20 protein-coding genes, 1 tRNA gene and 1 pseudogene are annotated in these 25,415 nt (G+C 56.3%); 15 read left to right on the top strand and 7 right to left on the bottom strand.

The genetic code is table 11. The features are described from left to right. The first annotated feature begins 115 nt into the window (after positions 1–115). The 5 genes from HFP54_RS11780 to HFP54_RS11760 all read left to right on the top strand — a co-directional run bounded on the left by HFP54_RS11780 (position 116) and on the right by HFP54_RS11760 (position 8,861). On the top strand, positions 116–2,101 hold the full coding sequence (locus tag HFP54_RS11780; protein ID WP_168565288.1) for a glycoside hydrolase family 97 protein: 1,986 nt from the start codon (positions 116–118) through the stop codon (positions 2,099–2,101). 51 nt (positions 2,102–2,152) lie between these two features. Next, entirely contained in the window at positions 2,153–2,605 is a 453-nt protein-coding gene (locus HFP54_RS11775; protein ID WP_168565287.1) for a MarR family winged helix-turn-helix transcriptional regulator, read from the top strand. Between the two features lie 218 nt (positions 2,606–2,823). Next, positions 2,824–4,245, top strand: a complete 1,422-nt coding sequence (locus HFP54_RS11770; protein WP_235951692.1) for an efflux RND transporter periplasmic adaptor subunit — start codon at positions 2,824–2,826, stop codon at positions 4,243–4,245. Further along, positions 4,238–7,366: an efflux RND transporter permease subunit gene (locus tag HFP54_RS11765; protein ID WP_168565285.1), complete on the top strand. Its 3,129-nt coding sequence runs from the start codon at positions 4,238–4,240 to the stop codon at positions 7,364–7,366. The genes HFP54_RS11770 and HFP54_RS11765 overlap by 8 nt, the downstream gene beginning before the upstream one ends. 358 nt (positions 7,367–7,724) lie before the next feature. Next, positions 7,725–8,861, top strand: coding sequence for a redoxin domain-containing protein (locus HFP54_RS11760; protein ID WP_168565284.1), 1,137 nt, complete (start codon positions 7,725–7,727; stop codon positions 8,859–8,861). A 96-nt stretch (positions 8,862–8,957) separates the two neighbouring features. Here the strand turns inward: HFP54_RS11760 and HFP54_RS11755 are convergent, their stop codons facing one another. Beyond that, positions 8,958–10,904, bottom strand: coding sequence for a serine/threonine-protein kinase (locus tag HFP54_RS11755; RefSeq protein WP_168565283.1), 1,947 nt, complete (start codon positions 10,902–10,904; stop codon positions 8,958–8,960). Then, the gene (locus HFP54_RS11750; protein ID WP_168565615.1) at positions 10,882–11,487 is read right to left on the bottom strand and encodes an RNA polymerase sigma factor; all 606 of its coding nucleotides are present in this window, start codon (positions 11,485–11,487) and stop codon (positions 10,882–10,884) included. The genes HFP54_RS11755 and HFP54_RS11750 overlap by 23 nt, the downstream gene beginning before the upstream one ends. A gap of 198 nt (positions 11,488–11,685) precedes the next feature. Here HFP54_RS11750 and HFP54_RS26415 point away from each other — a divergent pair. After that, a pseudogene (locus tag HFP54_RS26415) lies at positions 11,686–12,096 on the top strand (BlaI/MecI/CopY family transcriptional regulator); the annotation flags it as partial. A gap of 203 nt (positions 12,097–12,299) precedes the next feature. On the opposite strand, the gene HFP54_RS11740 reads toward HFP54_RS26415, so the two are convergent. Beyond that, positions 12,300–13,250: an alpha/beta fold hydrolase gene (locus HFP54_RS11740; RefSeq protein ID WP_168565282.1), complete on the bottom strand. Its 951-nt coding sequence runs from the start codon at positions 13,248–13,250 to the stop codon at positions 12,300–12,302. On the opposite strand from HFP54_RS11740, the gene HFP54_RS11735 reads away from it, so the two are divergent. Both HFP54_RS11735 and HFP54_RS11730 read left to right on the top strand, forming a co-directional pair. Further along, positions 13,167–13,505 carry a hypothetical protein gene (locus tag HFP54_RS11735; protein ID WP_168565246.1) on the top strand — a complete coding sequence of 113 codons (339 nt, stop codon included), beginning with the start codon at positions 13,167–13,169 and terminating at the stop codon, positions 13,503–13,505. The genes HFP54_RS11740 and HFP54_RS11735 overlap by 84 nt on opposite strands. Further along, complete coding sequence (locus HFP54_RS11730) at positions 13,471–14,154, top strand: helix-turn-helix transcriptional regulator (RefSeq protein ID WP_168565281.1); 684 nt, start codon at positions 13,471–13,473, stop codon at positions 14,152–14,154. Before HFP54_RS11735 ends, HFP54_RS11730 begins: the two co-directional genes overlap by 35 nt. A 48-nt stretch (positions 14,155–14,202) precedes the next feature. Here HFP54_RS11730 and HFP54_RS11725 read toward each other — a convergent pair whose 3' ends face one another. Next, a complete protein-coding gene (locus tag HFP54_RS11725; RefSeq protein ID WP_235951688.1) occupies positions 14,203–15,030 on the bottom strand; it encodes an SDR family NAD(P)-dependent oxidoreductase in 828 nt (275 codons plus the stop codon). Here HFP54_RS11725 and HFP54_RS11720 point away from each other — a divergent pair. Continuing rightward, positions 14,977–15,954 carry a TetR/AcrR family transcriptional regulator gene (locus tag HFP54_RS11720; protein WP_235951686.1) on the top strand — a complete coding sequence of 326 codons (978 nt, stop codon included), beginning with the start codon at positions 14,977–14,979 and terminating at the stop codon, positions 15,952–15,954. The two genes, HFP54_RS11725 and HFP54_RS11720, sit on opposite strands and share 54 nt — an antisense overlap. A gap of 92 nt (positions 15,955–16,046) precedes the next feature. Here HFP54_RS11720 and HFP54_RS11715 read toward each other — a convergent pair whose 3' ends face one another. Together HFP54_RS11715 and HFP54_RS11710 are read right to left on the bottom strand one after the other, a co-directional pair. Further along, positions 16,047–16,706 carry a hypothetical protein gene (locus tag HFP54_RS11715; RefSeq protein WP_206036168.1) on the bottom strand — a complete coding sequence of 220 codons (660 nt, stop codon included), beginning with the start codon at positions 16,704–16,706 and terminating at the stop codon, positions 16,047–16,049. A gap of 320 nt (positions 16,707–17,026) precedes the next feature. Beyond that, a tRNA-Pro gene (locus HFP54_RS11710) sits at positions 17,027–17,101 on the bottom strand. 180 nt (positions 17,102–17,281) lie between these two features. On the opposite strand from HFP54_RS11710, the gene pyrF reads away from it, so the two are divergent. The 6 genes from pyrF to HFP54_RS11680 all read left to right on the top strand — a co-directional run bounded on the left by pyrF (position 17,282) and on the right by HFP54_RS11680 (position 24,756). Further along, positions 17,282–18,190 carry an orotidine-5'-phosphate decarboxylase gene (gene pyrF, locus HFP54_RS11705; protein WP_168565277.1) on the top strand — a complete coding sequence of 303 codons (909 nt, stop codon included), beginning with the start codon at positions 17,282–17,284 and terminating at the stop codon, positions 18,188–18,190. 75 nt (positions 18,191–18,265) lie between these two features. Continuing rightward, positions 18,266–19,255 carry a GDP-mannose 4,6-dehydratase gene (locus tag HFP54_RS11700; protein ID WP_168565276.1) on the top strand — a complete coding sequence of 330 codons (990 nt, stop codon included), beginning with the start codon at positions 18,266–18,268 and terminating at the stop codon, positions 19,253–19,255. A 136-nt stretch (positions 19,256–19,391) separates the two neighbouring features. After that, a complete protein-coding gene (locus HFP54_RS11695) occupies positions 19,392–20,408 on the top strand; it encodes a glycosyltransferase (protein WP_146414022.1) in 1,017 nt (338 codons plus the stop codon). Positions 20,409–20,652: 244 nt separating this feature from the next. Beyond that, positions 20,653–21,924 carry a capsular polysaccharide export protein, LipB/KpsS family gene (locus HFP54_RS11690; RefSeq protein WP_168565275.1) on the top strand — a complete coding sequence of 424 codons (1,272 nt, stop codon included), beginning with the start codon at positions 20,653–20,655 and terminating at the stop codon, positions 21,922–21,924. 22 nt (positions 21,925–21,946) lie between these two features. Next, complete coding sequence (locus tag HFP54_RS11685) at positions 21,947–23,281, top strand: O-antigen ligase family protein (RefSeq protein ID WP_168565274.1); 1,335 nt, start codon at positions 21,947–21,949, stop codon at positions 23,279–23,281. Between the two features lie 86 nt (positions 23,282–23,367). Beyond that, positions 23,368–24,756 carry a lipopolysaccharide biosynthesis protein gene (locus tag HFP54_RS11680; protein ID WP_168565273.1) on the top strand — a complete coding sequence of 463 codons (1,389 nt, stop codon included), beginning with the start codon at positions 23,368–23,370 and terminating at the stop codon, positions 24,754–24,756. Here the strand turns inward: HFP54_RS11680 and HFP54_RS11675 are convergent. Then, positions 24,674–25,351, bottom strand: coding sequence for a class I SAM-dependent methyltransferase (locus tag HFP54_RS11675; protein WP_206036167.1), 678 nt, complete (start codon positions 25,349–25,351; stop codon positions 24,674–24,676). The two genes, HFP54_RS11680 and HFP54_RS11675, sit on opposite strands and share 83 nt — an antisense overlap. Between the last annotated feature and the right edge of the window lie 64 nt (positions 25,352–25,415).

Genomic DNA, 25,415 nt, shown 5'->3' with positions numbered 1-25,415 from the left:
CGCGGCGACCATCGCTGGAATACGTCGCGTCTCCCCCGCTCACAAAATTTGACGATAGGAATGTTCGGTTCCCAAACGAACGGCCTATCGGAATCTTAATCCGGAATTGCAGACCATGAGATCGTTCGCGACCGCCTGTTGCATTCTGTGCCTTTGCCTTGTTCCCACCATCGGACAGGCAATCGAAGTCACCAGCCCGGATGGTCTGCTTCGGGCCGAATTCGTGTTGGAATCCGGCGTTCCCAGATGGACGCTTTTCTATGGCGGGCAACAGCGGTTGGAGTCCGGTCGATTGGGGCTTGGCATTGCCGGTGACGAACTTGGCATGCTGGAGCAGGTTTCTGCGTCGGTCAACGAACAGAACGAAGCGGTTAAGACAACGTGGGGAAAATTCGCCCAATATCAAAACCACTATCGACAATTGGATTGGAAGCTTCGTGAATTGTCCGGTGATGGTCGTGAGATCCAGGTGATCGCAAGGGTTTTCAACAGCGGTATCGGAATACGCTACGCCTTCGGGCGGGGTTGGGATTCGTCCATTGACATCCGCGACGACCTGACGGAGTTTCGATTCACCAAAGACGACATCGGCTGGGCCCACAACCGCGAACACGATCCGGTCGGGCCCCAACCGCTCCGCAAATTTCATCAAGCGAAGACATCTTTGATCCCGCTGGTCGTGCGATGTTCCGATGGCGTGCATCTGTCAGTCGTCGAGGCGGCGATTTACGACCATGCCCCCTTCACCCTGACAGCACTGCCATCGAATGTGCACGGTTTTCGAGCGCGCATGGCACCGTCCAAAATCACCCGTGATACCGCCACGTCCTGGCGTGTCGTGCTGGTCGGTCGCAGCGCCGGCGACTTGCTGGTTTCCCCCGTTTTGTTTTGCCTCAATCCGCCCTGCAAGATTTCGGATACATCATGGATCAAACCAGGATTGGCCATGTGGGATTGGCGGGCATGGGGCGCGAAAGTCGACGACGGGTTCACCTACGGGCTGGACATGCCCAGTTGGCGCCGATTCATCGATTTCGCATCACGGTGTGGCGTGTCATATCTGGTGCTGGACGCGGGATGGTACGGATTGGAGTTCAAGAAGGACTCGGATCCAAAAACCAGTCGTAATTACTTGCTGGTCCAGCCCGATCCGGATTCGCCGCGACTGGTTCCCAAGCCTGCTCCAGCGGATTGGCAGGATCCCATCGACATCCCCGAATTGATTCGATACGCACGCGAAAAGAATGTCGGAATTCTGTTGTACTTCAACGACCTGGCCCGCGATCACGGTTCGTTTGAAGAAACACTGGCCTTGTATCGGCAATGGGGCGCCGCCGGCATCAAGTACGGGTTCATGAAAGGCGATGGGCAACAAAAGGTGTTGAAGACCCGACAGATCGTTCAGCTTTGTGCGAAGTATCAGCTGTTGTGTGACTTCCATGACGGCCCCGTGCCCCCCTCGGGTGATCGTCGCACATGGCCGAATTATGTCTCACGTGAATTTTGCCATGCCCAATCGGACGCCATGCGTTCGTTCACGCCATCCACGTTTTGCGAACAAGTCTTTGTGAACATGGTTGCCGGCCCCTTGGACATGTGCAACGGCCTATTCACCTTGAACAATCCGGCGCAGGACCGCCCCAAGATCTTCGAAAACGTTCCCAGCACCGTAGTCGCCGAAACCGCAAGAACCCTCATTGTCTTCTCGGGACTTTCCTTTTTGCCGGACTGTCCCGAAGCCTATGAATCGAAGGCTGACCTCTTTCAGTTCCTCGGTCAGCTGCCCATGACCTGGGACGAAACACGGATCTTGGACGGCGAAATCGGAGAATACATTGTTTCGGCTCGCCGCTCGGGATCCGAATGGTTCATTGGTTCGGCGACCAACGAAGAATCACGCACCCTTGAAATCAAATTGGATTTCTTGGATCCCGACACGAGCTACCAAGTCACCTTGTACGAAGACGCGGACGACGCGCATTACCTGCACCGCCGCGAGGACTACCAAGTCCGCCAGACCACCGCACACCGCGGCGACGTCCTACACGCAAAGCTCGCCCCCGGCGGCGGCCACTGCATCCACCTCACCCGATCCCCTTAAAGGGGTCAGGCCTCTTTGTTTGTTCATTTGAGAAAACACCGGAGGGCGGCCATGCAGTTTGATTCCGAATCGACGCCGGGATTCGCGATCGGGCGGATCGCCTATCTGATGCGAATCCGGATGGAAGCGGTGCTCAAGCAAGCCGAATGGCCATTTACACCAGACGAAACTCAAACCCTGATCACGTTGGCTGATATGGGCGAACCGCTGAGCATGAACGATTTGGCATCGCGAATGGTTCGTACCCCGACGACCGTCAAGCGGCAGCTAGACCGCCTGGTCGATCACAAGTTCATCAAGCGAAGCGTATCGCCCAAAAATGCTCGGATCTTGATGGTCGGTTTGACCTCTCGTGGCGAAAAGAAACTGCGAACCGAGCTGCCGTTGCTCGATGATCTTCGCAAAAGCGCTCTGCAAGTCATCACCAAAACGCAGGTGGCCGAGATACAGAAGGTGCTTCAGAAGATGCAATCCAACCTCGCGAACCACGCATTGAAAGACTGATCGGATTGAAAGACTGATCGGATTGAAAGACTGATCGCATTGAAAGACTGATCAAGTGGCCCCGAACGACCTTCCCTTCGCTGCACCCAAGTGGTGTTCCTGCGACTTTTCTGCCTCACCCCGCCTGGCCAATCGGATCCATCCCATTGCGTTTGGCGACATGAAGGATGCCCGAATGACGGAGACTTGCGTTGGCTGAAAAAACTCGATCCAAGATCATGCAAACGCTCACGCGATTTGGCATGCGGTCACTGTTCATTCCGCCGTTGGTCGCGGGTATCTTCGTCGCGATCTGGATCGTGGGGAACCGTCCGCAACCGCAACGGGAGGTCGCCGACGAAGCATCGCGAATGCTGCGTGTGATCGATGTTCCCGTGGTCGACGTCGTTCCACGCGTTGTTGGCTACGGCACCGCAACGCCCGGCGCAACGTGGCAGGCGGTGGCGGAGGTGGACGGCCGAATCGTGGAAGTCCATCCGGAGCTGGAATCAGGTTCGTTTGTCAACAAAGATCAGTTGCTGCTCAGGATCGATCCGACCGAATACGAGTACGCGGTCGCTCAACTGGAAGCCGAGATCGAACAAGCCAAAGCGTTGATCGACGAGCTGATACGAACCGAAGAGAACTTGAAAGCGTCAATAGCGATCGAACGCGAAGCGCTGAATGTGACTCAGCGTGAAATGGAACGCTTGCGACAACTGGCATCGCGAAGTGCCACGTCACAATCAGAATTGGACACACAACAACGGTCGATCTTTACTCAGCAGCAACGCCTGCAGGACCAAACCAGTGCGTTGAACTTGTTGCCCGCACGCAAACAAAGTCAAGAAGCCAACCTGGCACTCAAGCAAGCACAACTGGCTCAAGCGAAATTGGACCTCAAGCACACCGAGATCCGTGCTCCGTTTCACTGCCGATTGGGCACGGTCACGTTGGACGTCGACCAGTACGTCGGCACGGGCCAGACTCTATTCGAGGCCTACAACATCGATCTGGTCGAAGTCGAAGCCCAGGCTCCGATGCGTGAAGTGCGGCGGCTGATTCAGAACGATTCGCAAACGGCATCACTGGAAGAGTTCTCGATGCAGCGTGTGCGTGATGTCTTCAACGTCCGCGCCGTTGTTGAGATGGCATCGTCGGATATCCCCGCTCGCTGGGACGCACGGTTCATGCGTGTCCGTGAATCGCTGGACCTGCAAACTCGCAGTCTGAGCATGGTGGTCGGCGTGGATGATCCGTATGAACAAGTCATTCCCGGTATCCGACCGCCGCTACTGCAGGGTACGTATTGCCGCGTGACCCTGATCGGTCAACCTCGTCCGAACCAAGTCATCGTCCCGCGGCACACCGTTCACGACGGTCATGTCTATGTGTTGGACGACGAACAACGTTTGCGAAAACAGCCGGTCGAAGTCGCGTTCGTGCAAGGGGAGTTCGCCGTCATCCGCAGCGGCCTGTCCGGTGGCGAAACATTGATCGTGTCCGATCCGACGCCAGCCGTTGAAGGGATGTTGATCGATCCGGTCACCGACGATGAACTGCTCGACCGAGTGATCACTGACGCCAGTGGTGCCAACCTGGGTGTGCCGGTCGCAACAAACCATGGCGAAACCGGCAACACCGGAGACGGCGATGATTGATCAATTCGCTCGCCATCCAACGTTGGCCAATCTGTTGATGTTGTTGTTCATCATCGCGGGCCTGTTCGCGCTTCCCAAATTGGAACGCGAGACGTTTCCGGAGTTCACCGCGACGGAAATCCAAATTCAGATCTTGTACCGCGGTGCGACGGCAGAGGAAGTCGAAGAGGCGGTTTGCCAACGAGTCGAAGACGCGATCGACGGCGTTGAAAACGTTAAAGAAGTCCGCTCCGATTCCCAGGAAGGCGTCGCGGTGATCACGGTCGAAATGCGGGACGGTGCCGACATTTCGATCTTCCAAGACGACATTGAATCCGAAGTCGAAGCGATCACGGAGTTTCCGGTCGACGTCGAAGATCCCGTCATCACGCAACTCGGACGCACCGAAGCGGTGATGGTTTTGCTGGTCACCGGCCCGATGCCAACGGGCGACTTGAAGATCTACTGCGAAAACCTAAAGGACCGCTTGCAACAGGTGCCGCAAGTGTCGCTGGTCGAACTGGGCGGATTTTCCGATCGCCAGCTTCGCGTCGAGCTGTCCGAAGAAGCGCTGCGACGTTACAGCTTGACCGCGGCCGACGTGGCCCGAGTCATCGCACGTCAGGGCATCGACATTCCGGCCGGTGCGTTGGAAACACGCGACAACGAAGTCCTGCTGCGTTTTGTGGAACAGCGTCGCACGCCGGAGGAGCTCGAGGACCTGATTATCAAAGGCACGCGTGGCGGAGCAGAGATTCGCTTGCGTGATCTCGGCCAAGTCGTCGATTTGTTCGAAGACGAAGAAGTCAAAAGCTTGCTGGGCAACGAGCGGGCCGGTGTATTGCGGATCGAAAAAACAAAAACGCAAGACGCGATCCGCGTGACCACGGCGGTCAACGAATTCTTGAAAGCCGAACGCCAGCGTCAACCGAACGTGAACATCGCCGTCGTCAACGACATGTCGACGTTGATCCGCGATCGCTTGCGGTTGGTTCTGAAGAACGCGGTGCAGGGGATCATCCTGGTGTTCTGTACGCTGTGGATGTTCTTCAACCTGCGGATGTCGTTCTGGGTCGTGATGAGTCTTCCGGTCTCGTTCCTTGGTGCGTTGTTCTTGATGCCGATGCTGGGGCTGACCATCAACATGATCACGTTGGTCGCGATGCTGTTGGCAACGGGAATCTTGATGGACGACGGGATCGTCATTTCCGAGAACATTGCCCGGCATCTTGGCATGGGCAAACCAGCGATGCAGGCCGCGGTCGATGGCGTCAAAGAGGTTGCCGGCGGTGTCGTTTCATCGTTCCTGACCACGATCTGCGTGCTCGGTCCGCTCGCGTCGCTGGCGGGTTTCATCGGGAAGGTGCTGCAGGTCATCCCGATGGTGTTGATCCTGGTGCTGGCGGTCAGTTTGATCGAAGCGTTCATCATTTTGCCCGCCCACCTTGGTCACTCGCTGGGACATTCGGGCTTGGAAAGGTCCGGCCGAATGCGTGGTGCGATCGACACCGTGTTGGACTGGCTGCGTGAATCGGTGATGGGGCGGTGCGTCGATGGGGCGATCCGTTGGCGTTACTTGTTCTTGGGAAGCCTGGCTGGCTTGTTCGTGGCATCGTTGGCCCTGGTCGTCAGCGGCATTGTTCCCTTTCAAGGCTTTCCCACGACCGAAGGCGAAATCGTCGAAGCCCGTATCTTGTTGCCTCAAGGCACGCCGATCGAGCGGACCGAAAAGATCGTCCAGCGGATCACGACTGGACTGGAAGAAGTCAACAAAGAATTCACGCCGGACCAACCCGACGGTCGCGAACTGGTTGAAACCGTTCAGGTGCAATTCGGAACCAACGCAGACGCGTTCGAATCGGGTTCGCACGTGGCAACCATCACGGCGGATTTATTGAGCCCCGAAAACCGATCGACTCGGATCGACGCGGTGGTTCAGGCGTGGCGTGAAGAGGTCGGTAACCTGCCCGATGCGATCAGTGTCACGTACGGCGAAGCGGCGTTTGGACCGGCGGGGCGACCGATCGAAATCCGCTTTCAAAGCGACAGTCTTCACGATGCAAAAGCGGCAGCGCAACAGGGCTTGGCGTTCTTTGATCAGTACGAAGGTGTCTATAACCTGACCGATGATTTGCGTCCGGGCAAACAGGAATATCGCATCCGTTTGGATGAGGGCGCCGTGGGACTGGGATTGGATGTGACCACGATCGCCGATCAAGTTCGCGCGGCGTTCCAAGGCACCGTCGCCGATGAAATCCAAGTCGGCACGGAGGCTTATGAAATCGAAGCCAGATTGAAAACGTCGGACCGAGACAGCCTGGCGGACTTTGCTGACTTTCATGTGGTCTTGACCGATGGCAGTCGCGTTCCTTTGTCGGCGGTTGCCAAAGTCGACGTGGCGACGGGTTGGTCTCGGATCGCGCGGCTGAACGGTCGTCGCACCGTGACGTTGATCGGCGAAGTCGACACGCGAGTGGCCAACACGGCGGCGCTGATGGGTTTGTTCCGTCGTAAAGCGATCCCCGAAATCGAAGAGCAACATCCCAACGTTCGCGTTCAGATTGAAGGTGAATCGCAAGAGTCAGCCGAAACGGGGAACTCCATGTTGCAAGCGTTCGTACTGGGCTTGATCGGTGTGTTCGCGATCCTGAGTTACCAGTTCGAAAGCTGGACGGAACCGCTGATCGTGATGGCAGCGATCCCAATGGCGTTGATCGGCGTGATTTGGGGACACCTGATCACGGGGAACTCGCTGTCGATCCCCAGCGTGTTGGGATTTGTGTCGCTGGCCGGCGTGGTCGTGAATGATTCCATTTTGTTGGTGCTGTTTCTTAAGCAAGAACGTGTCAAATTAAGCAAAGTGATCGAGTCGGCTCAACATGCCAGCCGACTTCGCTTCCGCGCGATCCTGCTGACCTCAGCCACAACGATCGCCGGTCTAACTCCGCTGTTGTTCGAAACCAGTCGCCAAGCTCAGGTGCTGATCCCGCTGGCCGTCAGCGTATGCTTCGGCCTGTTGGCATCCACGGTCCTTGTGTTGATCGCCATCCCTGCCGCCTATGTCGCGTTGGCCGATCTTGGATTGGTCGCCAAGATAGACGAAGCAAACTCTTCGCGTAGCAGTGTCTCTCCGAGACACTGACATCACGACAACCACAACAGCATCGGTCTCGGAGAGACCGAAGACGCATTAAGGGGACGGGGGTCTTTTCCATGACGCGGCCGCACTGGCACCGAAAATCCGCCTGACGCCTTTCGCTACACTGCAACTGCCGCGGGAACGACGCTTGGTCCGGCCTGCGATTTCTGTGATGTCCAGAACCACGACGGCACAAATTGGACGGGGGCGAATCGAAAAGGTAGAGTGCCCCCTGATAGATTGCAGCGTTCGCCGCATTCAATTCCCCACAGCGCCAGCCCATCGAAACATGAACCGATTCAACACGCTCTCTTTTAGCTGCTGTATCGCCTGCGTGTCAGCCGTCGTGTTCCCCCCATCGTTGACAAAAGCCGCGGGACCGCACGATCTGCCAGAAGGGTTCACCGAACTGAAGATAGGTGATCGGGCCCCCGAGTTTGAATTGCCCGGTGTGGATGGGAAAACTTATACGCTCGATGATTTCTCCCAGCCCGATGTCCTAATGGTCTACTTCACCGGGACACATTGCCCGACATCGCACGGTGTCGAACGACGCTTGCAGACCTTCCTAAAATCCATGCAGGGTCAAAGTTTCGGCTTCGTCGCGATCAATCCCAATCATTCGTCAGGTCTTCGGCCAGACGAGTTCGGACACACTCAGTACGACGAAACGTTTGAAGATTCTCGCCGATACGCCCACGACCTGGGCTGGGAGTTTCCATTTCTTTACGATGGCGAAAAACAGCTGACCGCCCGAGCCTATGGATGTTTGGCCACACCTCACGTTTTTATCTTCGATCAAAAACGCACACTGCGGTACAACGGACGGTTTGACGATTCACGTTTTCCGGATCCCGCGACGGTCAAGCATCACGACGCGATCAACGCCGTGAACGCGTTACTGGCCGGAAAACCCGTTCCCGTCGAAAAGACTCGCCCGCACGGTTGTTCAACCAAGTGGCGTGAACGCAGCGTTCATGTTGCCGAAGAAGAAGCGAAATGGCAGGCGGCTCAAGCCACGGTGCAGGAGATTGACGTCGATGCCGTCAAAGCATTGCGTCAAAACGGGAGTGGCAAAGTGCGTCTGTTCAACGTTTGGGCAACCTGGTGTGCCCCGTGCATGCAAGAAATGCCTGATCTTACGAAGATCGCCAGGAAATTCAGCCGCCGCGAGTTCGAGTTGATCACCATCAGCCTGGACGCTCCCGAAGACAAAGAAGACGTTGTCAAATTCTTGGGCAAAGTCCGCGCCGTGATGAGCGATAAGCTCCGCAAATCGGTGGAACAAGAAGGACGCACGACCAACAACTACATCTATGTCGGTGCCAGCACGGATGACCTTGCCGAAGCACTCGACCCCGAGTGGCCCGGGCCCGCACCTTATTCACTGTTGATCGATCAAGACGGCAACGTGATCTATCGCAAAGTCGGCGTTGTGGATCCAGAAAAACTCACCGATAAGATCCTTCAGACGCTAACTCATTTCCACAAGCCTTAGCCTCTGATGCCGCGATAAAGGGGACGGGGGTCTTTACCATAAAACGGCCGCGCGGACACTAAAAAAGACGCCTGACCCCTTTTCCTACGCGGGCGATTAGAGTGCTGTAGGGTCAGTAGCTACTGGCCGGTTCTTCTCGACTGTCCGGTGGGCATCAGATCTACTCCTTGCCTCAATCCGTCGCCATTCCGAGTATAAGCCTTCGATATCGGAATCAGAAGAAACATTTTCGAGACGGAGCAGGTCTTCCTCAGGGAATGAGTATCGAACTTTGGATTCCGTTCCACCAGCGAAATCGTCGCTTGTTTCAATCAGATGCAAGACACTATTTGATAGTCGGCGGTAGAAAAAGCGGTCATCGGGAGTCACTCCATCGGTTACGCTGACGATATAGGAACTATCGATGCTCATGGTGGTGTGATCGGTTTTCTCGGATGCCGCCGCTCCATCCGCAGTAAACCACCCGATCAAACGCCATTGACCGAGTAAGCTTTGTGCTTGATCTAATTGAGAAATGCGAGCTAGCCATGTGTCGCCGCGTTCGATCTTTACCTCATCGCCGGTGATTGTGAACTGCGAATCGGCGTCGTCGATTTCGATGACGTAGTCGCCCACCTTCAAACGCTTGGTCAATCCGGCGGAGGTGATCGTGAGTTCTTCTATGGTCTCGTCGTTTTGAATGATGCGGACCGGAATTTCCCCATCGCTGTTGGTTTCAATGCGGAGCGTGCCATTGTTGGTTTCGAGGTAGATGACGCCGCCGAGGAGGGCGAAGAATCCGAACGCGGCAAGGGCGATCAGCCAGCGGGCTATTGGCGGAAGGTGAGAAAGCTTTGGTAGTGGACGAGGCGACGAGTCCTTCGAACCACCCTTCGTGCTCGGAGCGGAGGGACTCGTCGCCTCGTCCACTACGGGCGGATCAACACGATCGGGACTTTGCAGATGAGCGTGCCAACTTTGCAGTAGGTCTGCGACATCGCCGGCTGATGTGAATCGCTTGTCGGGGGCTTTGGCTAGCAGACGACTAACGAACGCTTCGAGCCATTCAGGGACTTCGGCATTGACGCTACGCAATGGACGTGGATCGTCGTTGCCGATTCGATTGAGCACGCCCATGGTGGTTTCGGCTCGAAACGGGCTGCGTCCGGTTAGCATGAAATAGATCACGCTGCCGAGCGAAAATAGATCACTGCGGTGATCTATCGAATCACCGTGTGCTTGTTCGGGCGACATGTATTGGGGCGTGCCGGCGATGACACCACTGCGGGTCATGCTGGCGTCATCGACCGCGCGGGCCAAACCAAAGTCGGTAATCTGCACCCGCTCGACGCCGTTTTCGAGCAAGATGTTGGCCGGCTTGATGTCGCGATGCACCAGGCCTTGATCGTGAGCCGCCGCCAGTCCTTCGGCAATTTGTGATGCGATGCGAACGGTTTCGATAACCGACAGCGGACCATCAGCTTCGACGCGTTGTTGCAGACTTTGCCCTTCGACCACCGGCATGACCAGGTACGGCAAGCCTTCGTGTTGGTTGACGGTTTGGATTGGAACGACATGAGGATGCACGACGGCTGCGGCACTTTTGGCTTCACGTGAAAATCGTTTCTTGGCTGCCGCGCTGCTGGCCAGCTCTGGAGCCAGCACTTTCACCGCACACAAACGGTTGAGCGACGGATCAAACGCTCGCATGACGATACCCATCCCGCCACGACCGATGATCTCGCGAATCTCGTAGCGAGCAAAACGACCGATGGAGTTGGAATTGTCGGTTGGGTCGAGAAACGTAGCGGAAGGGCGCAAGCCCTCCGGTGCGTTGGTGATGATCGCTAATGCACCGGACGGCTCGCGCCGTTCCGACAATAAGTCATCGCCGAGCAATTCGCTCGCCTCGTTCCAATCAAAATCGGACTCAGCCAGCGATTCCAATTCGGCTTGGCAATCCTCGCAGCTTTCCAAGTGTGTCTGCATTTCGCTTCCACCTTCATCCTGGCCATCGAGGAACGCCCGCAACTGCTCTCGGTCATAGTGAAATCTCGCGATCATCTCGCCGCACCTCCTGTTTTAATTTTGCCATTACACGACACCGGGCCACGCGGATGCTGCCTTCGCTACGCGAAAGCTGCTTGGCCACATCCGCGATGGATTGATGTTTGATCGCGGTCAGCCAGAACGACTGCCACGTGCCATCGGAGAATTGATCGCGAATTCGCTCGCAAGCCAGACGCAACTGCTCGCGACGGACCTCGACGTCCCACAAACTACCGGTGTCCTCGCCAGCCGGCAGTTCGTTCAACTGTCGCTGAACTGCGGAATCCCCCGAACCGGTTCCGATGCTTGGCCGCCGCAGTCGATCGATCGCGACATCACGAGCCAGCTTGCGAAGCCAGCCGCGAAACGAGCCCTTCGCCGCCGGATCAAACTGCTCGACCTTTTGAGCCACAATCGCAAAAACTTCTTGACTGACGTCTTCCGCATCAGCGTGACGGAGCCCTCGAGCCCGAGCGACGCGGTAAACGACGTCGCGGTACAAACGCACGAACTCTTCCCAAGCTTGTTCGCAAGCCGGGTCAGCTAATCGACCGATCAGCGTCGGACGTGTTTCTGGACCGTGATTTTCGCTAGCCACGTGCAATCAATCATCTCCTTACCGACAACCCGAGTGAGCCCGGTGATTGTTACACAGAAAAGTAACCCAACAGCACGATCTGATAGAAAGACGGTGATTCTCAGCGAACTGCTCATCAAAACGCTTGACTTGTCTACGCTGCGCCGGCGGGGATGCCTACACCGGGCAGGCAATCAGTACTTTCGAGGGAAACGGGACATGGCGAAGCCGGAAACGACACCGCTGACGCAGGCGCAGCGTGAAATCATGGAGATCGTTTGGGACCAGGAGGTCACCGTCACGCAGGTGCGTGACCAATTGGCGGAGCGACGCGAGGTCGCTCGCAATACGATCCAAACGATGATTGTCCGCCTTGAAGAACGCGGTTGGCTGAAGCACCGGACTGAAGGCCGAACGTTCTGGTACTCGGCCAATCGACCTCGCACCGCTTCCCTCGGGGCGAAGGTTGCTCAGATGGTGGATCGACTGTTTGCCGGATCGCCCGAGGAGATGGTCACGGCCCTGATGGAGTATCGTGGGCTGACGGCCGACGAGGCCGACCGGATTCGCGAGATGATTGACGCTGCCGAAACAACGGCTCCGAAACAAAGCAAACGCAAAGCTGCCAAAAACGTGGAGGCAAGTCATGAACATCATGTCCGATCAATGGACCGTCTGGGTGGTCAACGTCTTGATCCATTCCACGGTGTTGACCGCCTTGTTGCTGATGGTCGCGGCGGTCTTCCGGCTTCGCGCCGGACTCAACAAAGGGGACGGGGGACTTTTTCATGAAACGGTCTCGCTAACACTAAAAAGACGCCTGACCCCTTTTCCTACGCCGGGTGGAGTGGGTTGCGTTGCAACCAATTCAATATGGAGGCGTTCGTTTGCTCCGGCAATTCTTGTTGGATCCAGTGACCACAATCCAGATGGGTCACGTCAACGTTGGGGACAAAGTCGACTAACGTTTCCGATTTGGGGATCGTGTCTCGATCGCCATAGATCATCAACGTCCGATGTTCAATCACTGGGTCCACATCGGCCAGCAGATGCCAGTTTCGATCAAGATTTCGATACCAATTGATCCCCCCTGAAAATCCGGATGCTTGGAATGAGTCGACAAAGACGGCCAGCTCATCATTGCTCATGATAGGATCACCGAATGGCTTTTCCGCCCTGGCAAGATTCATCATCTGCATGCCGGGTTCCGGCTCCCGTCGGGGAAGGTTTTTGCGATAGAGGTTTGCCAGGAACTGACGCGTGTTTTGTTCCAACACTGCGTCTGCGACTCCCGGTTTTCGATTGAAGTGGACGAAATAGTTGTCGGGTCCCAACAACTGTTCCATCAATTCAATCCAGGGGACCTGTCCACGTGCCTGATACGGCAAGGCCAAATTGATGATTTGCTTCACACGACGGGGGTGCAACATTGCCAATCCCCAAACCACCATCGCTCCCCAGTCGTGACCCACGAACGTGGCATCTTGGTACCCAAAGTGCTCAAGCAACCCAGCCAAGTCGGACGTCAAATGCCGAATGTCATATTCGGTGACCTCCGTAGGGGAAGATGATCTGCCGTAGCCGCGCTGATTGGGAACGATGACATGGTAGCCCGCGTCCACCAGGGCTGGTACTTGATGTCGCCAGGAGAATGCGAGTTCTGGCCATCCATGGCATAGCATGATTGGGTTTCCCGCGTTTTGCTGCCCAGCTTCAAAAACTTCGAGCTGGACGTCACCCAAATCGACAAGGGTGGCCTCGGGAAAATGGGTTTGCTTCAACATATCGAAACCTTGATCCGTTCGGAGTGCGTTAGATGGGTGAATTGTTCGTTGCCGAGCGTTGCACTTGGGCATTTCCTGCATGGCGTCATCGTCGAAAACAAGATGGCCGACAGTTCGCCGCCCCATGGCTCTTGTCGACCAACTTTACAGAGCGCTACTGACAGCCTACTGTCAGCGGTGCTGGAAGATTTCGAAAGATTGCTCATCAAGGAAAACAGCATTGCGCCGGGCGGATCGTCTATTCCGGATCGTTGAGTACCTGAAAGCTCGACGCGAAACGGTCACCGCAAAGGAACTTGGTGAGGAGTTGGAGGTCGGGGTCCGCACGATCTATCGCGACATCGCTGACCTCAAGGCCTCGGGCGTACCCCTGACCGGTGAAGCCGGCGTGGGCTACCTGCTGCGCCCGAACTATGTGGTTCGGCCGCTGTTGTTTGATGACGAAGAGCTGGATGCATTGGCCCTGGGCGCGCAGATGGTTCAAAGCTGGGCGGACCCGGCGATGGCTCAGGCGGCCAGACGTGCACTGGACCGGATCACCGCCGTCTTACCCGATTCGCTGGGCGACATGATTCGCGAGTCCACTTCGTACGCCTATCCGAGTTCGGGGAAGCCATCGCTGAAAATCGATTTTACGTCGCTAAGGCGCGCGATCCGCTCAAGACACGTGGTCGAGTTCGCGTATACCGATCACAACGGATCCGAAACCAAGCGTCACATACGGCCCCTAGCCATCATCTTCATCGCGCCCCACTGGATGGTGGCCGCATGGTGCGAACTGCGACGTGATTTTCGCCACTTTCGATTGGATCGAATGCAGTGCATGAACGTCCTGGATCGTCAATTCGAACACGAAGCGGGTAAAACGCTCGAAGACATGCGACAACGGGGCGAAACGGACTGATCCAGCCGGACCGGACCGCTGCACGCCTGGCTTGACTCGCTTCGATTCTTAAAGATCCCACCGGAAACCCGTTTCCTTTTCGGACACGTCCCAAAGCCGCTGCATGACCGCCTTGTCGTACGCGTGGGGGTGAAGCGTGCCCTTGCCGACAGGACCGACAAATTCTATGAACCCGGTTGGACCATAGAGAGCTCGTTGCTGGAGACCATCCTCGGTCGCGCACATCACTTCCGGCCAAGAACCTTTCTCGGCCGATTGCACGATCGGAGACAGTGACATGAGATAAAATGCGATCCGCGTCGCCAAATTGCCGCTAGTCGTGATCAGTGATGTCTTCGACGATCCGGGATGGCAGACAAACACTTTCACGTTGGTCCTGTTCGCTGCGGCCAGCCGATCCTGCAACTCGTAGGCAAACATCATCTGTGCCAGCTTGCTTTGCGAATAAGTTCTATTCTGGTGGTAGTTCTTGTCCCAGTTCATATCATCAAACTGGATCGTCTTGATCCCCATGTTGTAACCAAGACTGCTGACCACCACGATTCGTCCTTCGGTCTGTTCGATTCGTTCAAACAGCAAACCGCACAATAAGAAGTGTCCGTAGTGGTTGGTGCCCAGCATGCTTTCAAAACCGTCGTCGGTAAGCCTTTGTTTCGGCACCTGCGCGATGGCGGCGTTGCAAATCAACGCATCGATCCGTGGGAGGGAGGCCAGGACCTCCACCGCGGCATCCCGGACGCTGGCAAGCGAGGCGAGGTCCATGCGAATGAAGCCGACCTCGGCATCGGATCCGAACTCCGTTTTTAATTCCGCGATCGCCGCTTGCGACTTGTCGGACGAGCGGTTGAGCATCACCACATTGGCGTTCTTCGCCAACAAGGTTCGTGCCGCCTGAAATCCCGCACCCGAATTGGCGCCGGTGATGACGAACGTCTTGCCCGCCAGGGAGCCAAGGCGTTCCGGCGTCCACCCCTTCGGTCCGAATGTCGTGTCTGCCACCGTTCGCTCCTAAAAAAACTGCACCCGTTTTTTACTTACCGCTGGTCTCCTGTTTATCGACCACCGGTAGCCTTTTATGCAACCACTGGTACACTGTCAACAGAGACAACAGAATTCTTCCGGAAGAGGCGATTGGTGAGCCCGAGAAAGAAAACGTGGAAACGAGCCAGAAAACCGGAACAGAAGGCCGAGAGGATCGACGCGATCCTGGAAGCAGCCGGGGTACTGCTTGACGAGCAGGGTTTGGAAGGCACCGGGCTGAACGCGATCGCTAGGCAAGCCGGTTTGTCCAAACCCAACCTGTATGTTTACTTTGAAAGTCGCGAGGCAATCTTGCTTCAACTTCTGCTGAAGGAGTCCGTATCGTGGGCACGATCCTTCAAGCGGCGACTTGATCAAATCGAGAAATCGGGCGATGTCGATGCCGTCGCCACCGCGTTTGCCGACTCTCTTGCGCGTCGACGCCGATTCTGCACGTTGTCCGCATCATTGGCATCAGTTTTCGAGCACAATGTCGGCCCGGAGACGGTGGCCCAGTTCAAGCGGGAGTTCCTGGCAATCGTGCAACCGTGCGTTGCCGCTTTGTCCGAAGCTCTTCCTGATCTGAACGATGAAGAATCCTCGCGGGCACTGGCAATGCTCGTGATGTCAGCCACCGGAATGTGGGCCCACTGCCATCCCTCGGCATCGGTCAAGGCTGTTCTCAAGCAACCGGAGTTTCAGCAAATCAAGTTTGATTTCCAGGAAACGGTCTCACGACTGGCTGCCTGTTTTCTTGTAGGGGCATTGTCAAAGCCCTGAGCCACCCCCCTGAGCCCTGGCCGTCCGTCTCCGCGGCCCAGGAAATGCCCTGCTTTTGCCACTTCGGCAATGCGCGTATGCCGACGCAGCGTTCAATCTTCCCTTCGCTTTCCATAGCGAAGGATTATTTTCGTCTCTACGTCTTCGGATTCAAAGATTTCCGCAATTTCCTGTGCTTCCTCCAGGCTGCCAAACGTCGCCACATAAAAGTACTCCGGCAGGAATTCGATGACATCGACGCTGATGTAGTTCGTCGGCAATCGGTCACGGGTTTGCCCCGAGAGTATTCGTGCTAATTGGTCCCACGCATCGGCTTCGGTCTCGAAAGGGCCCCTGTATACGGTGTCCCGGTCTTCGTATTCGAAGATCACCCAAAAACCAACCTCATCAAGCGACCGATGGTCAATGACCCACAACTCGTACGACGTGGCAATCTGAACGTCGGGGATAATGCGTTCAGGGAATGTTGGATAGAGCAGGCCCGCCTGAGAAGTTCGCATCACTTGTTGAGCAGAAACAGTCCATGATCCGACGAGCAGGACCAGCAAAGTCAACGCGATTCGAAACATGGCCATATTCCTCGACGATGGGGCTTGGTTGAATGTCACAGTTCCAATCGTCCCAAACCCCTGTCTGTTACGAAGAATTCGTCCCGAGAAGTTCACAGGTTCCAGCATGGCATAGGCAGCGACGACTTCGCTGCTTTGGCTTAGGCATGCTTGCCAGAGCGTGAAGATGAAAACGACGCCCACCGACTTTGCTTCACCATCGCACAAGTGATGAAGAGGGCTATTGGGTCGTTTGGCGTTTCAGCACCTTGTTCGTGCAACCATCCGGCGGCTAGCGACTGGCCGACTCCCCGCCGAACGCTCGAGCATTCCGAGCTCGCGAGCTAATTGCAAACAACCTGCCCATCGAGTTCATCTCGGTGCGATCCCACCTGCCGAAGTCGCCCACTTCTTTCGTCGCTGCATCACCGGTGCGACGGACCACTCATTCCGGCGAAAAGCGGGCGGCATGTCACGACGCCGGTATCACTTAAAGTGGTGATTCGACCGACATTTGTGAACAGTCGGGATGACTAGATTCGAACTAGCGACCTCTGCACCCCCAGTGCAGCGCTCTAACCAGGCTGAGCCACATCCCGAAAATCGGCGGCGAAGGTGGGGCCGTGAAGGCTTGCCGAGCCGATTTCCCTAGAGATTAATGAACCTTCACGGACTTCGCTAGCGGAGTTTCGCGTCTGGGACGGGATGTTTATTCTGCGACGGTCGCTGGCACGCGTTGACAGCCGATTTTGCCGCCTTTTTCCGCGAGAACCCCGATCATGAAGTTCGCCGATCGTCTTGCCCAAGCCGTCCGCCAATCGGGTTCGGTCACCTGTGTCGGGCTGGACCCGCGTCGCGATCAGCTGCCCGCCGGCATCCGGGACGGCATCCCGAACGATTCGCCCGACCAATGGGCGGCGGCCTACACCCAGTTCTGCACGGAGATCATCGATGTGGCCGCCGGGCGCGTCGCCTGTGTGAAGCCACAGGCCGCCTTCTTTGAACAACTGGGGCCCGCCGGAACGATCGCTCTGGGCGAAGTCATTGCCTATGCCAACCGCCGCGGTCTGATCGTCATCACCGACGGCAAACGCAACGACATCGGCAGCACCGCGACCGCCTATGCCGATGCCTATTTGGGCGCCGGCAACGCCAGCGCATGGGGCAGCGATTCGCTGACGGTCAGCCCCTATTTGGGCGAAGACAGCCTGCAACCGTTCGTCGATGTTTGTGACCAGCGGGACGCGGGCATCTTTGTTCTGGTCAAGACGTCCAATCCCGGCGGCGGATTGCTGCAAGATCGTCAAACCGATAGCCAAACGGTCTATCAACGCGTCGCGGAACTGATCGCCCAGATGAACGCCGACCGACGAGGCGACAACGGGTATGGACCGGTCGGTGCGGTGGTCGGTGCGACCTATCCGGAACAGTTGGCCGAGATGCGAGCCGCCATGCCGACGTCGTGGATTCTGGTTCCCGGCTTTGGTGCCCAAGGCGGCGGCGCGGACGACGTGAAGCATGCGTTTGACGATGCCGGCCTGGGGGCGGTCGTCAACAGTTCACGCCACATCATCTTTGCCCACCGTCGTGCGGAATTTGCCGACAAGTTTGGTGATGCAAAGTGGCAAGACGCCGTGTCGGCGGCGATCGACGAAATGAATCAAGCGTTAAGTTTCGGCAGCCTGTAGTTGCGTATCGTCCAAGACCGGGTGACAACGGTCCGCTTGAAAACTGTCTCTCACCTTTCGCCTGATTGAGCGTCAATGAAACGAGTCCTGGTTACCGGTTGTGGCGGATTCATCGGTTCGCGTGTTTGCCACCAGTTGATCGACGACCACAACGTGGATGTGGTGGGTATCGACAACATGAACGACTACTACGACATCTCGCTGAAGTTCCACCGGTTGGACCAGTTGCGTCGTCACAGCCAATTTCACTTCCACGCGGTGGACATCAGTGACCGCATCACGTTGGGCGATGTTTTTGAAAACTATCAGTTCGACGTGGTGCTGAATTTGGCCGCGCGTGCCGGCGTGCGCTACAGCATGGAAAACCCTTACGTCTACATGCAGACCAATGCCCTGGGCAACTTGAACCTGTTGGAAGAAATGCGGATGCACGGGATCCGCAAGTACGTGTTGGCATCCACGTCATCGCTGTATGCCGGCCAAGAGATGCCGTTTGTCGAATCGCTATCGGTCAACACGCCCATTTCACCGTACGCGGCGACCAAGAAGGCGGCCGAAGCGATGGCGTATTCGTACAACTATCTTTACGACATCGACACCACCGTCGTCCGGTACTTCACCGTTTACGGACCCGCCGGCCGACCGGACATGAGCTATTTTCGATTCGTTTATCTGATCGACCAAGGCCATCCGATCACCGTGTACGGCGATGGAGAACAGTCACGCGACTTTACCTTTGTCGATGACATCGCACGCGGCACGATCCTGGCGACCAAACCGCTGGGGTACGAGATCATCAATTTGGGCGGCGGCAATCAACCACATTCGATCAACAAGGTGATCGGCATCATCGAAGAACTGTTGGGCAAGAAAGCGGTCGTGGATCGCAAGCCCGCACACGTGGCCGACATGGAGTCGACTTGGGCCAACATTGAAAAGGCCGATCGTTTGCTGGGATGGAAACCCGAAATCAGTCTGGAAGAAGGCTTGCGACGATGCGTCGCCTGGTACCAGGACAACCGAGAATGGTTAGTCAAGTTGCCCGGAATCTGCGAAACAGCCTGATAACCGGGTTGTATCAAGTGGGCGACTCAGACCCCCCGACGACTTTAGAAAGTCTTTTGATTTTGTGACAAAGCGTCGATGTGTCGCGATTTTGAGTCGATGAACAGGACAGCTCCCCCTCAAAAGAGGCTGTCCTATGGATTCACGACAGGACCGGTCTGCCGGTGCGCCCCGATTGAACCGTTTTCACGGTGGCGTCACGCAGCCGGCATCTCGCAGAACCGACCCCGGGTCGGCGCGAAACGGATCCGCCCCACAAACCGCGGTCGCTTTGAAACAATCGGCCGGCACACCGGTGCGGCCCAGTCGGGCGACTTCGGGGCTTCGCCAGAACCGGTTTTCGGTGTTGATGTCGGTCTATCGGAACGACGACCCGATCCATTTTTGGGAAGCCATCGACAGCGTCACCGCAAAACAAACGCGGCGTCCCGACGAAGTCATCTTGGTGGTTGACGGTCCGGTCAGCGAAGACCTGGAAACGGTCATCGATCACTGGGAAGCCCAGCCGATGCACAACGTTCGCGTGGTTCGATGCAAGAACAATATCGGACTTGCCAAAGCGATGAACGTGGGCCTGCAGCATTGTCGTTATGACTATGTTGCCCGAATGGATGCCGACGATGTTTCGCTTTCGGATCGGTTTGAAAAACAGCTGTCGTATCTGGATCAACATCCGGACATCAGTCTGTTGGGCGGTTGGTACCGCCAGTTCGATGATCAGATGCAACAGTGCCTGACCGATCGCAAAGTTCCGGCGCAGCCCGACGCGATCAAAAAGTATTCGCGAAAACGCACCCCCTTTAACCATGTGACCGCGGTCTTCAAGCGTGCCGACCTGATGCGTGTGGGCGGCTATCCGTCAATCGACGGGCTGATGGAAGACTGGTGGATTGCACTGCGAATGATCAAGCAGGGCATGCGGCTTGCGAATCTGCCGGAGTATCACGTCAACGTCCGCGGCGATAACGCGTTCATGCGACGACGCGGTGGCTGGGATTACCTTCGCTCGGAATTCGCCAACCTGACCGCGATGAACCGCGAAGGCTTGATGTCGATGCGGGATCTGGTCCAAAACCTGATGATCCGATCGGGCGTGCGAATCATCCCAGTCGGCCTGCGTTCGATGATCTACAAAGCGATCAGACGCGTTTAGTGCGATGAACGCATGCCACGTGGTCGTCATGATCACCGCGGCTATCAAGGTTCAAGCGACTGGTGGTCGTGCGTGAAAAGCAGTTTCACGAGGCTTGCTATTGTGCCGGGGCCCGGAAATCAACTACTTCCGCAATGGAATATTGATTTGCACCGCCGGGGTTGGTGCCCGGGAAACATCTTCGAACCTAGCAGTCGGCAATCCCCGATCGCCGCCCACCGACATCGATTTTGGCCAATCCACGATGAAGCTTCGATTGCTATTTCTGGCCGACAATGTGGAACGCGCACGGTTCTTCGTGCGTGTTCACCGTGCGTGCCAGGAATCGGGAATCGACGTCCGTTTTCTGGCGTATCGAAAGTCGACGCACGGCTTGTTGCGGTCGCACGGTGCGCCGGTGGAATTACTGTCTTGGCGTCGATCGGTACGCAGCAATACGAGCTTGGATCGCTTGAACCAGTGCGCTTCGGAGAGTCTGGAATGCCTGCGTGGCGATGTGACATTGGAATCTTTGCGACGATTGGCGGCGCCGGTTTCCGCAGCGATTGAAACCCAATTGCATCGCATGAATCCGACTCACCTGTTTCTTTGGAACGGCAGCCAGTTCGTTGAACAATTGGCCGCAGCGGTTTGCCCCCCGTCGGTCGCCACGCGATTCATGGAAATCGGCAACATCCCCGGAAAGCTGTTCATCGATGACTCCGGCGTCAATGCAGCGTCATCGATCCGCCGCAACCCAAACCGTTTGCGGTTGTACGCCGATTGCGAGGCGGCGGAATACGAATCTTGGAAGTCGGCCTACTGGGACCGAAAGCTGGGGGTTGGCGTTCCGCAAGCCAAGAGTGCGATCCGGATGCAATGGGAACGCCCGAGCGACTGGATCAACGCCATCGCAGGCCGCGGCATCTATCCGATCCGACCGAACGCGATGTTGGGTCGCTTTAGTGACAAATGGCACCGTTTGCGAAAAGCCAAGCCATTGAGCGACGTCGACGACACGATGTCCAAACTGAAAGACTTGCCGTCGACGTTTCGACTATTGCCGCTGCAGGTTTCTTGCGACACGCAACTGTTGCTTCACAGCGACGTCAACAATCAAGCTGCCATTGATCGTGCGGCGGAACAGTCGGGCCGTGATGGCCTGGCATTGGTCATCAAGCCGCACCCGGCGGAAACCAACCGATCGGCGATTCAGGCGGTGGATCGGCAGATCACACGGTTGCGATCACGACGTTTGAAGATCTATCAAACGCGTGAAGACACTGCGGGTTTAATCCAACGTGCCAGTCACGTTTGCACCATCAATTCGACCGTGGGACTGGAGGCACTGATCGCGGGGAAACCGGTCACCGTTTATGGGCGTGCCTTCTTCGAATCTTTTGTCGATCGCCCGGATCTGCTGCGTCGCTACTTGACGCGTTTCCTAGCCGACGCCGACTACTTTGCGGATCATGCGATCACGCCGATGGGCCTTGAACGCATGATCGATCCGTGGCCGCAACGTCAGGCCGCATGAGTCCCATCGGAATGTCAAAATCATGCGGCTGATTCATTGCTTCTACCTTGCACTGGTCTTCCTGACACTGGTTCAGATACCGGTCTATGAGAATGACGTCACGGGCAACACCCTGAATGCCTATCACTTGCTGTTGCCGATCGGATTGATCCTGGGGGCGACACGCATCCATCGGCTGACGCTGAATCTGGAGATGTGCTTTTTCATCTCCATGGCGTGCACGACGATGTTCACTTATTGGGTCTACGGATACAACATTCGTGGAATCTTATTGGTGTTTGCCGGGGCCGCATGCGTTGCGGGTGCAGATTGGGTTCACCGGACCACAGTGGATGAACGCAAACAGACGCTGCGGGTCATCTTCTGGATGACGATCATCGCCATCATTGCCCGCAATGTGATGCACCACGGCGAGTTGGCGACCATCTACAGCCGGGAAAAATCCAATTCGCCGGTTTGGTTCCTGGCTTCCGGAGGTCCCAATTTGGAATCCACCCACCTCGGTATGCTGGCGGCACTTCTGGTGGGAACGTCCTTGTTTTTGCCATCTTTGGCGATTGCCGCGATCACCAGTGTGTTGATGTTGTCTCGGGCGGGCGTGATCGCCTGTTTGGCTGCATCCTGTTTCTGGATCGCGGAGAATCGTCGGAATCCGTATCGAATCGGCTTCTTGCTGATCGCGCTGATCGGTGCGACGACTTATGTGATGCTGTTGGCCGGTGGTCGACATGAGGATCAATTGACCCAGCGTTTCGATATCAAAGCCGAACAACGTCTGGCAGACCAGCGTCAAGGCCGCTTGGCGATCTGGAAATCAGCGTCACAACAGATCACGTCCAATCCGTTTGGGCATGGTGCGGGCAACGGATTTGCGATGATGAATCGCGACTTGGACCATTTTTATCGCGAGAACAATTCACATAACATTTTCATCGACCTAACAATGGACGGTGGTGTCCAGTCCACCTTGTTGTTGTTGATGATTGTGTTTGCGAACCTTCGTCAACCGCTGACGCGGATGGATTCCTGCACTCGGTTGGTATGGATCTACTTTTTGCTCGGGATGTTCGAATTCACCGGCTATGACATCATAGGATGGTTCTTCATTGGTGCCAGTAGTGCGTCGCGGTCCTTGGCGAAGCAAGCGATCGACGAACAGCAAGACACATTGCCGGTGGCCGACACCACCATCGGATCGATCGATGACATGATGGCGTTGCCGTCACCCGGCGAAATCGCCGATGACGGCCCGCTGATCGACGAGGGCGAGCCCCAACGATCCACTCGGGAAGAAATCACTGCCGATGACGAACAATGGTGGGCGATCGACATGGATCGAATTCGTCACAGTGCATGAGTCTTGTCTACGCGTGCAGGTCACTGAATGGCGGTGCGAGTATTTCTGGCGCTCCGTCGACATGGTGAACAGACGCCAGGGCTTTTATGATCAGCCCACCTGACACGTCACATGGGACAACATTTTTGCTGAATCGGCTGTTTCGACTGGCGACCTCCGGCGGGCTGGCTTTTGTGCTGCGCGTCGGGGGTGCTGCGGCAGGTGTGTTGATGAATGTTGCGGTCACCCGTGCAATGGGGGCCGAGGAGGCCGGACGCTTTTTCGTCGGCCAGATCATCATGATCACCGCTGCGATGTTCGCCCGTCTGGGATTGGACAGTACCATCGTCCGTCAAATCGCGGCGAAGAAGGTGACCAACGATCGCCGGGGGATGAGCGACGTGATCCTGGTTTCGGTGGGATTCACCGGCATGGCTTTATGTCTGGCCGGTTCCGCAGTCTGGCTGGCGGGTCATGAACTTCCCGTGTTTTGGGATCCAGGTGGCTATCAGGCGGTCATCCGGTCGACCGCTTGGGCCATGATCCCGTTCGCGTTGACTCAATTGCTGGCCTTTGGCTTTCAAGGACTTGGACGGATCAACACGTACATGTGTTTTGCGTTCCTAGCGTTTCCCGGATCTGTCATTCTCTTGACGCAACTGGATGATCGCTTCGGAATTCACGACGCCGCAGATCTGATGCTCGCGGCAGCCATCGTCAATGCATTGATTGTGGTCGTGGCCGGATTGATTTGGTTTCGATTCGTCCCGCCACGTCGCTATTCACGGTCGATCGATCCGCGGCAAATGATTGCCGATTCGGTACCACTTCTAAGTGCTTCGGGGATCACCCAAGGCAACCGCTGGGCGTCGCAGTTGATCCTGGCGTTCTTTGCCAGTCCGGCTGTGGTCGCAGCGTTAAGCAATGCCAATCGCGCGGCCGGTCTGGTCAGCTTTCTGTTGACCGCCGTCGACAGCGTGGTCGCCCCCAGATTTGCGACACTAAGTTCGCTGCACCGCTCCGATGCGATCCGCCGATTGGTTTATCAAATCAATGGGCTGATCATTGCAGTCAGCGCACCGATCGTCGTGCTGGTATTCATCTTTGCCGAACCGATCATGGGAATCTTCGGCAACGGTTTTCGCCCGCACGCCAACCTGTTGCGTATCTTGGCGATCGGACAGTTCATTAATGCGGCCACTGGTTGCGTGCGATGTGCGATGGTGATGTGCGGTCACGGCCGCGAATTTCGAAACGCCATCGGTTGGTCCGCGGTGATCGGAATCGTCGTGGCGTTGACTCTGACGCCGTGGCTGGGCGGCATCGGAGCGGCAATCAGCGCGGCGGTGGCTGCATCAATTTCCAATGTTGCCGCTGCGATCGTGATGCGATCCGTGATGGACATCAACGTTTTCAATCCGGCCAATTCATGGAACGAATGTTTCCATCAAATCCTTCGCCTAAGCCGTGGGGCAAAAATGCGGACAGACGATTGATGTCGCCGCTGTCATAGTGAAGTTCTGGCAAAACGATGCTTCGCTTGTCGACGATCACGCTGATGTTGTAACCCGATCGTTTCACCCAAGCGGTTCGGCAATCGAACCCGGCGAAGATCAAGTGGTACAACAGCATTCCTGCATTCCACAGTGATAGATGCCCGCCGACGATTTGGTGCTTTAGGGGCGGCACGGTGATCACCACCCAACCGCCCTCCTTGGTATCACGATGCACCTTTTTCAGAAAGTCATTCGGATTGGGCTGGTGTTCCAACACATGGCTGGCCCAAACCAAATCAAACGGATGATCGAACTGGTATTCATAGTAATCCGCGATGATGTCCGTTCGATGCTGGTCGCGTTTCTGATAATAGATCGACTTTCCGAAATCAATGGTCGTGACAGACTTTCCATGTTGGTGAAAAAGTTCCGCATGTTTTCCTGCACCACTTCCAACATCCAGAACGGTTTGAAAGTCACAATGCTTCAGTGCGGTTTCCAACGCCTCCATCGCCAACAACACATCGCCTTGCCGGTCGGCGTCGTTGGTGATCACGCTAGACCCGGGTAATGACCGCAGCAGTTTCGCTGTCATCCGTTTTAGGCGGCCCGGAAATCCGTCCGAATCCTGATAGAATGTTTTGTCAATCAGATTGGTT

Origin of the sequence: Crateriforma spongiae (assembly GCF_012290005.1) — a bacterium.
Classification (GTDB): Bacteria; Planctomycetota; Planctomycetia; order Pirellulales; family Pirellulaceae; genus Crateriforma; species Crateriforma spongiae.
This window is presented reverse-complemented; position numbering and strand designations above follow the sequence as displayed.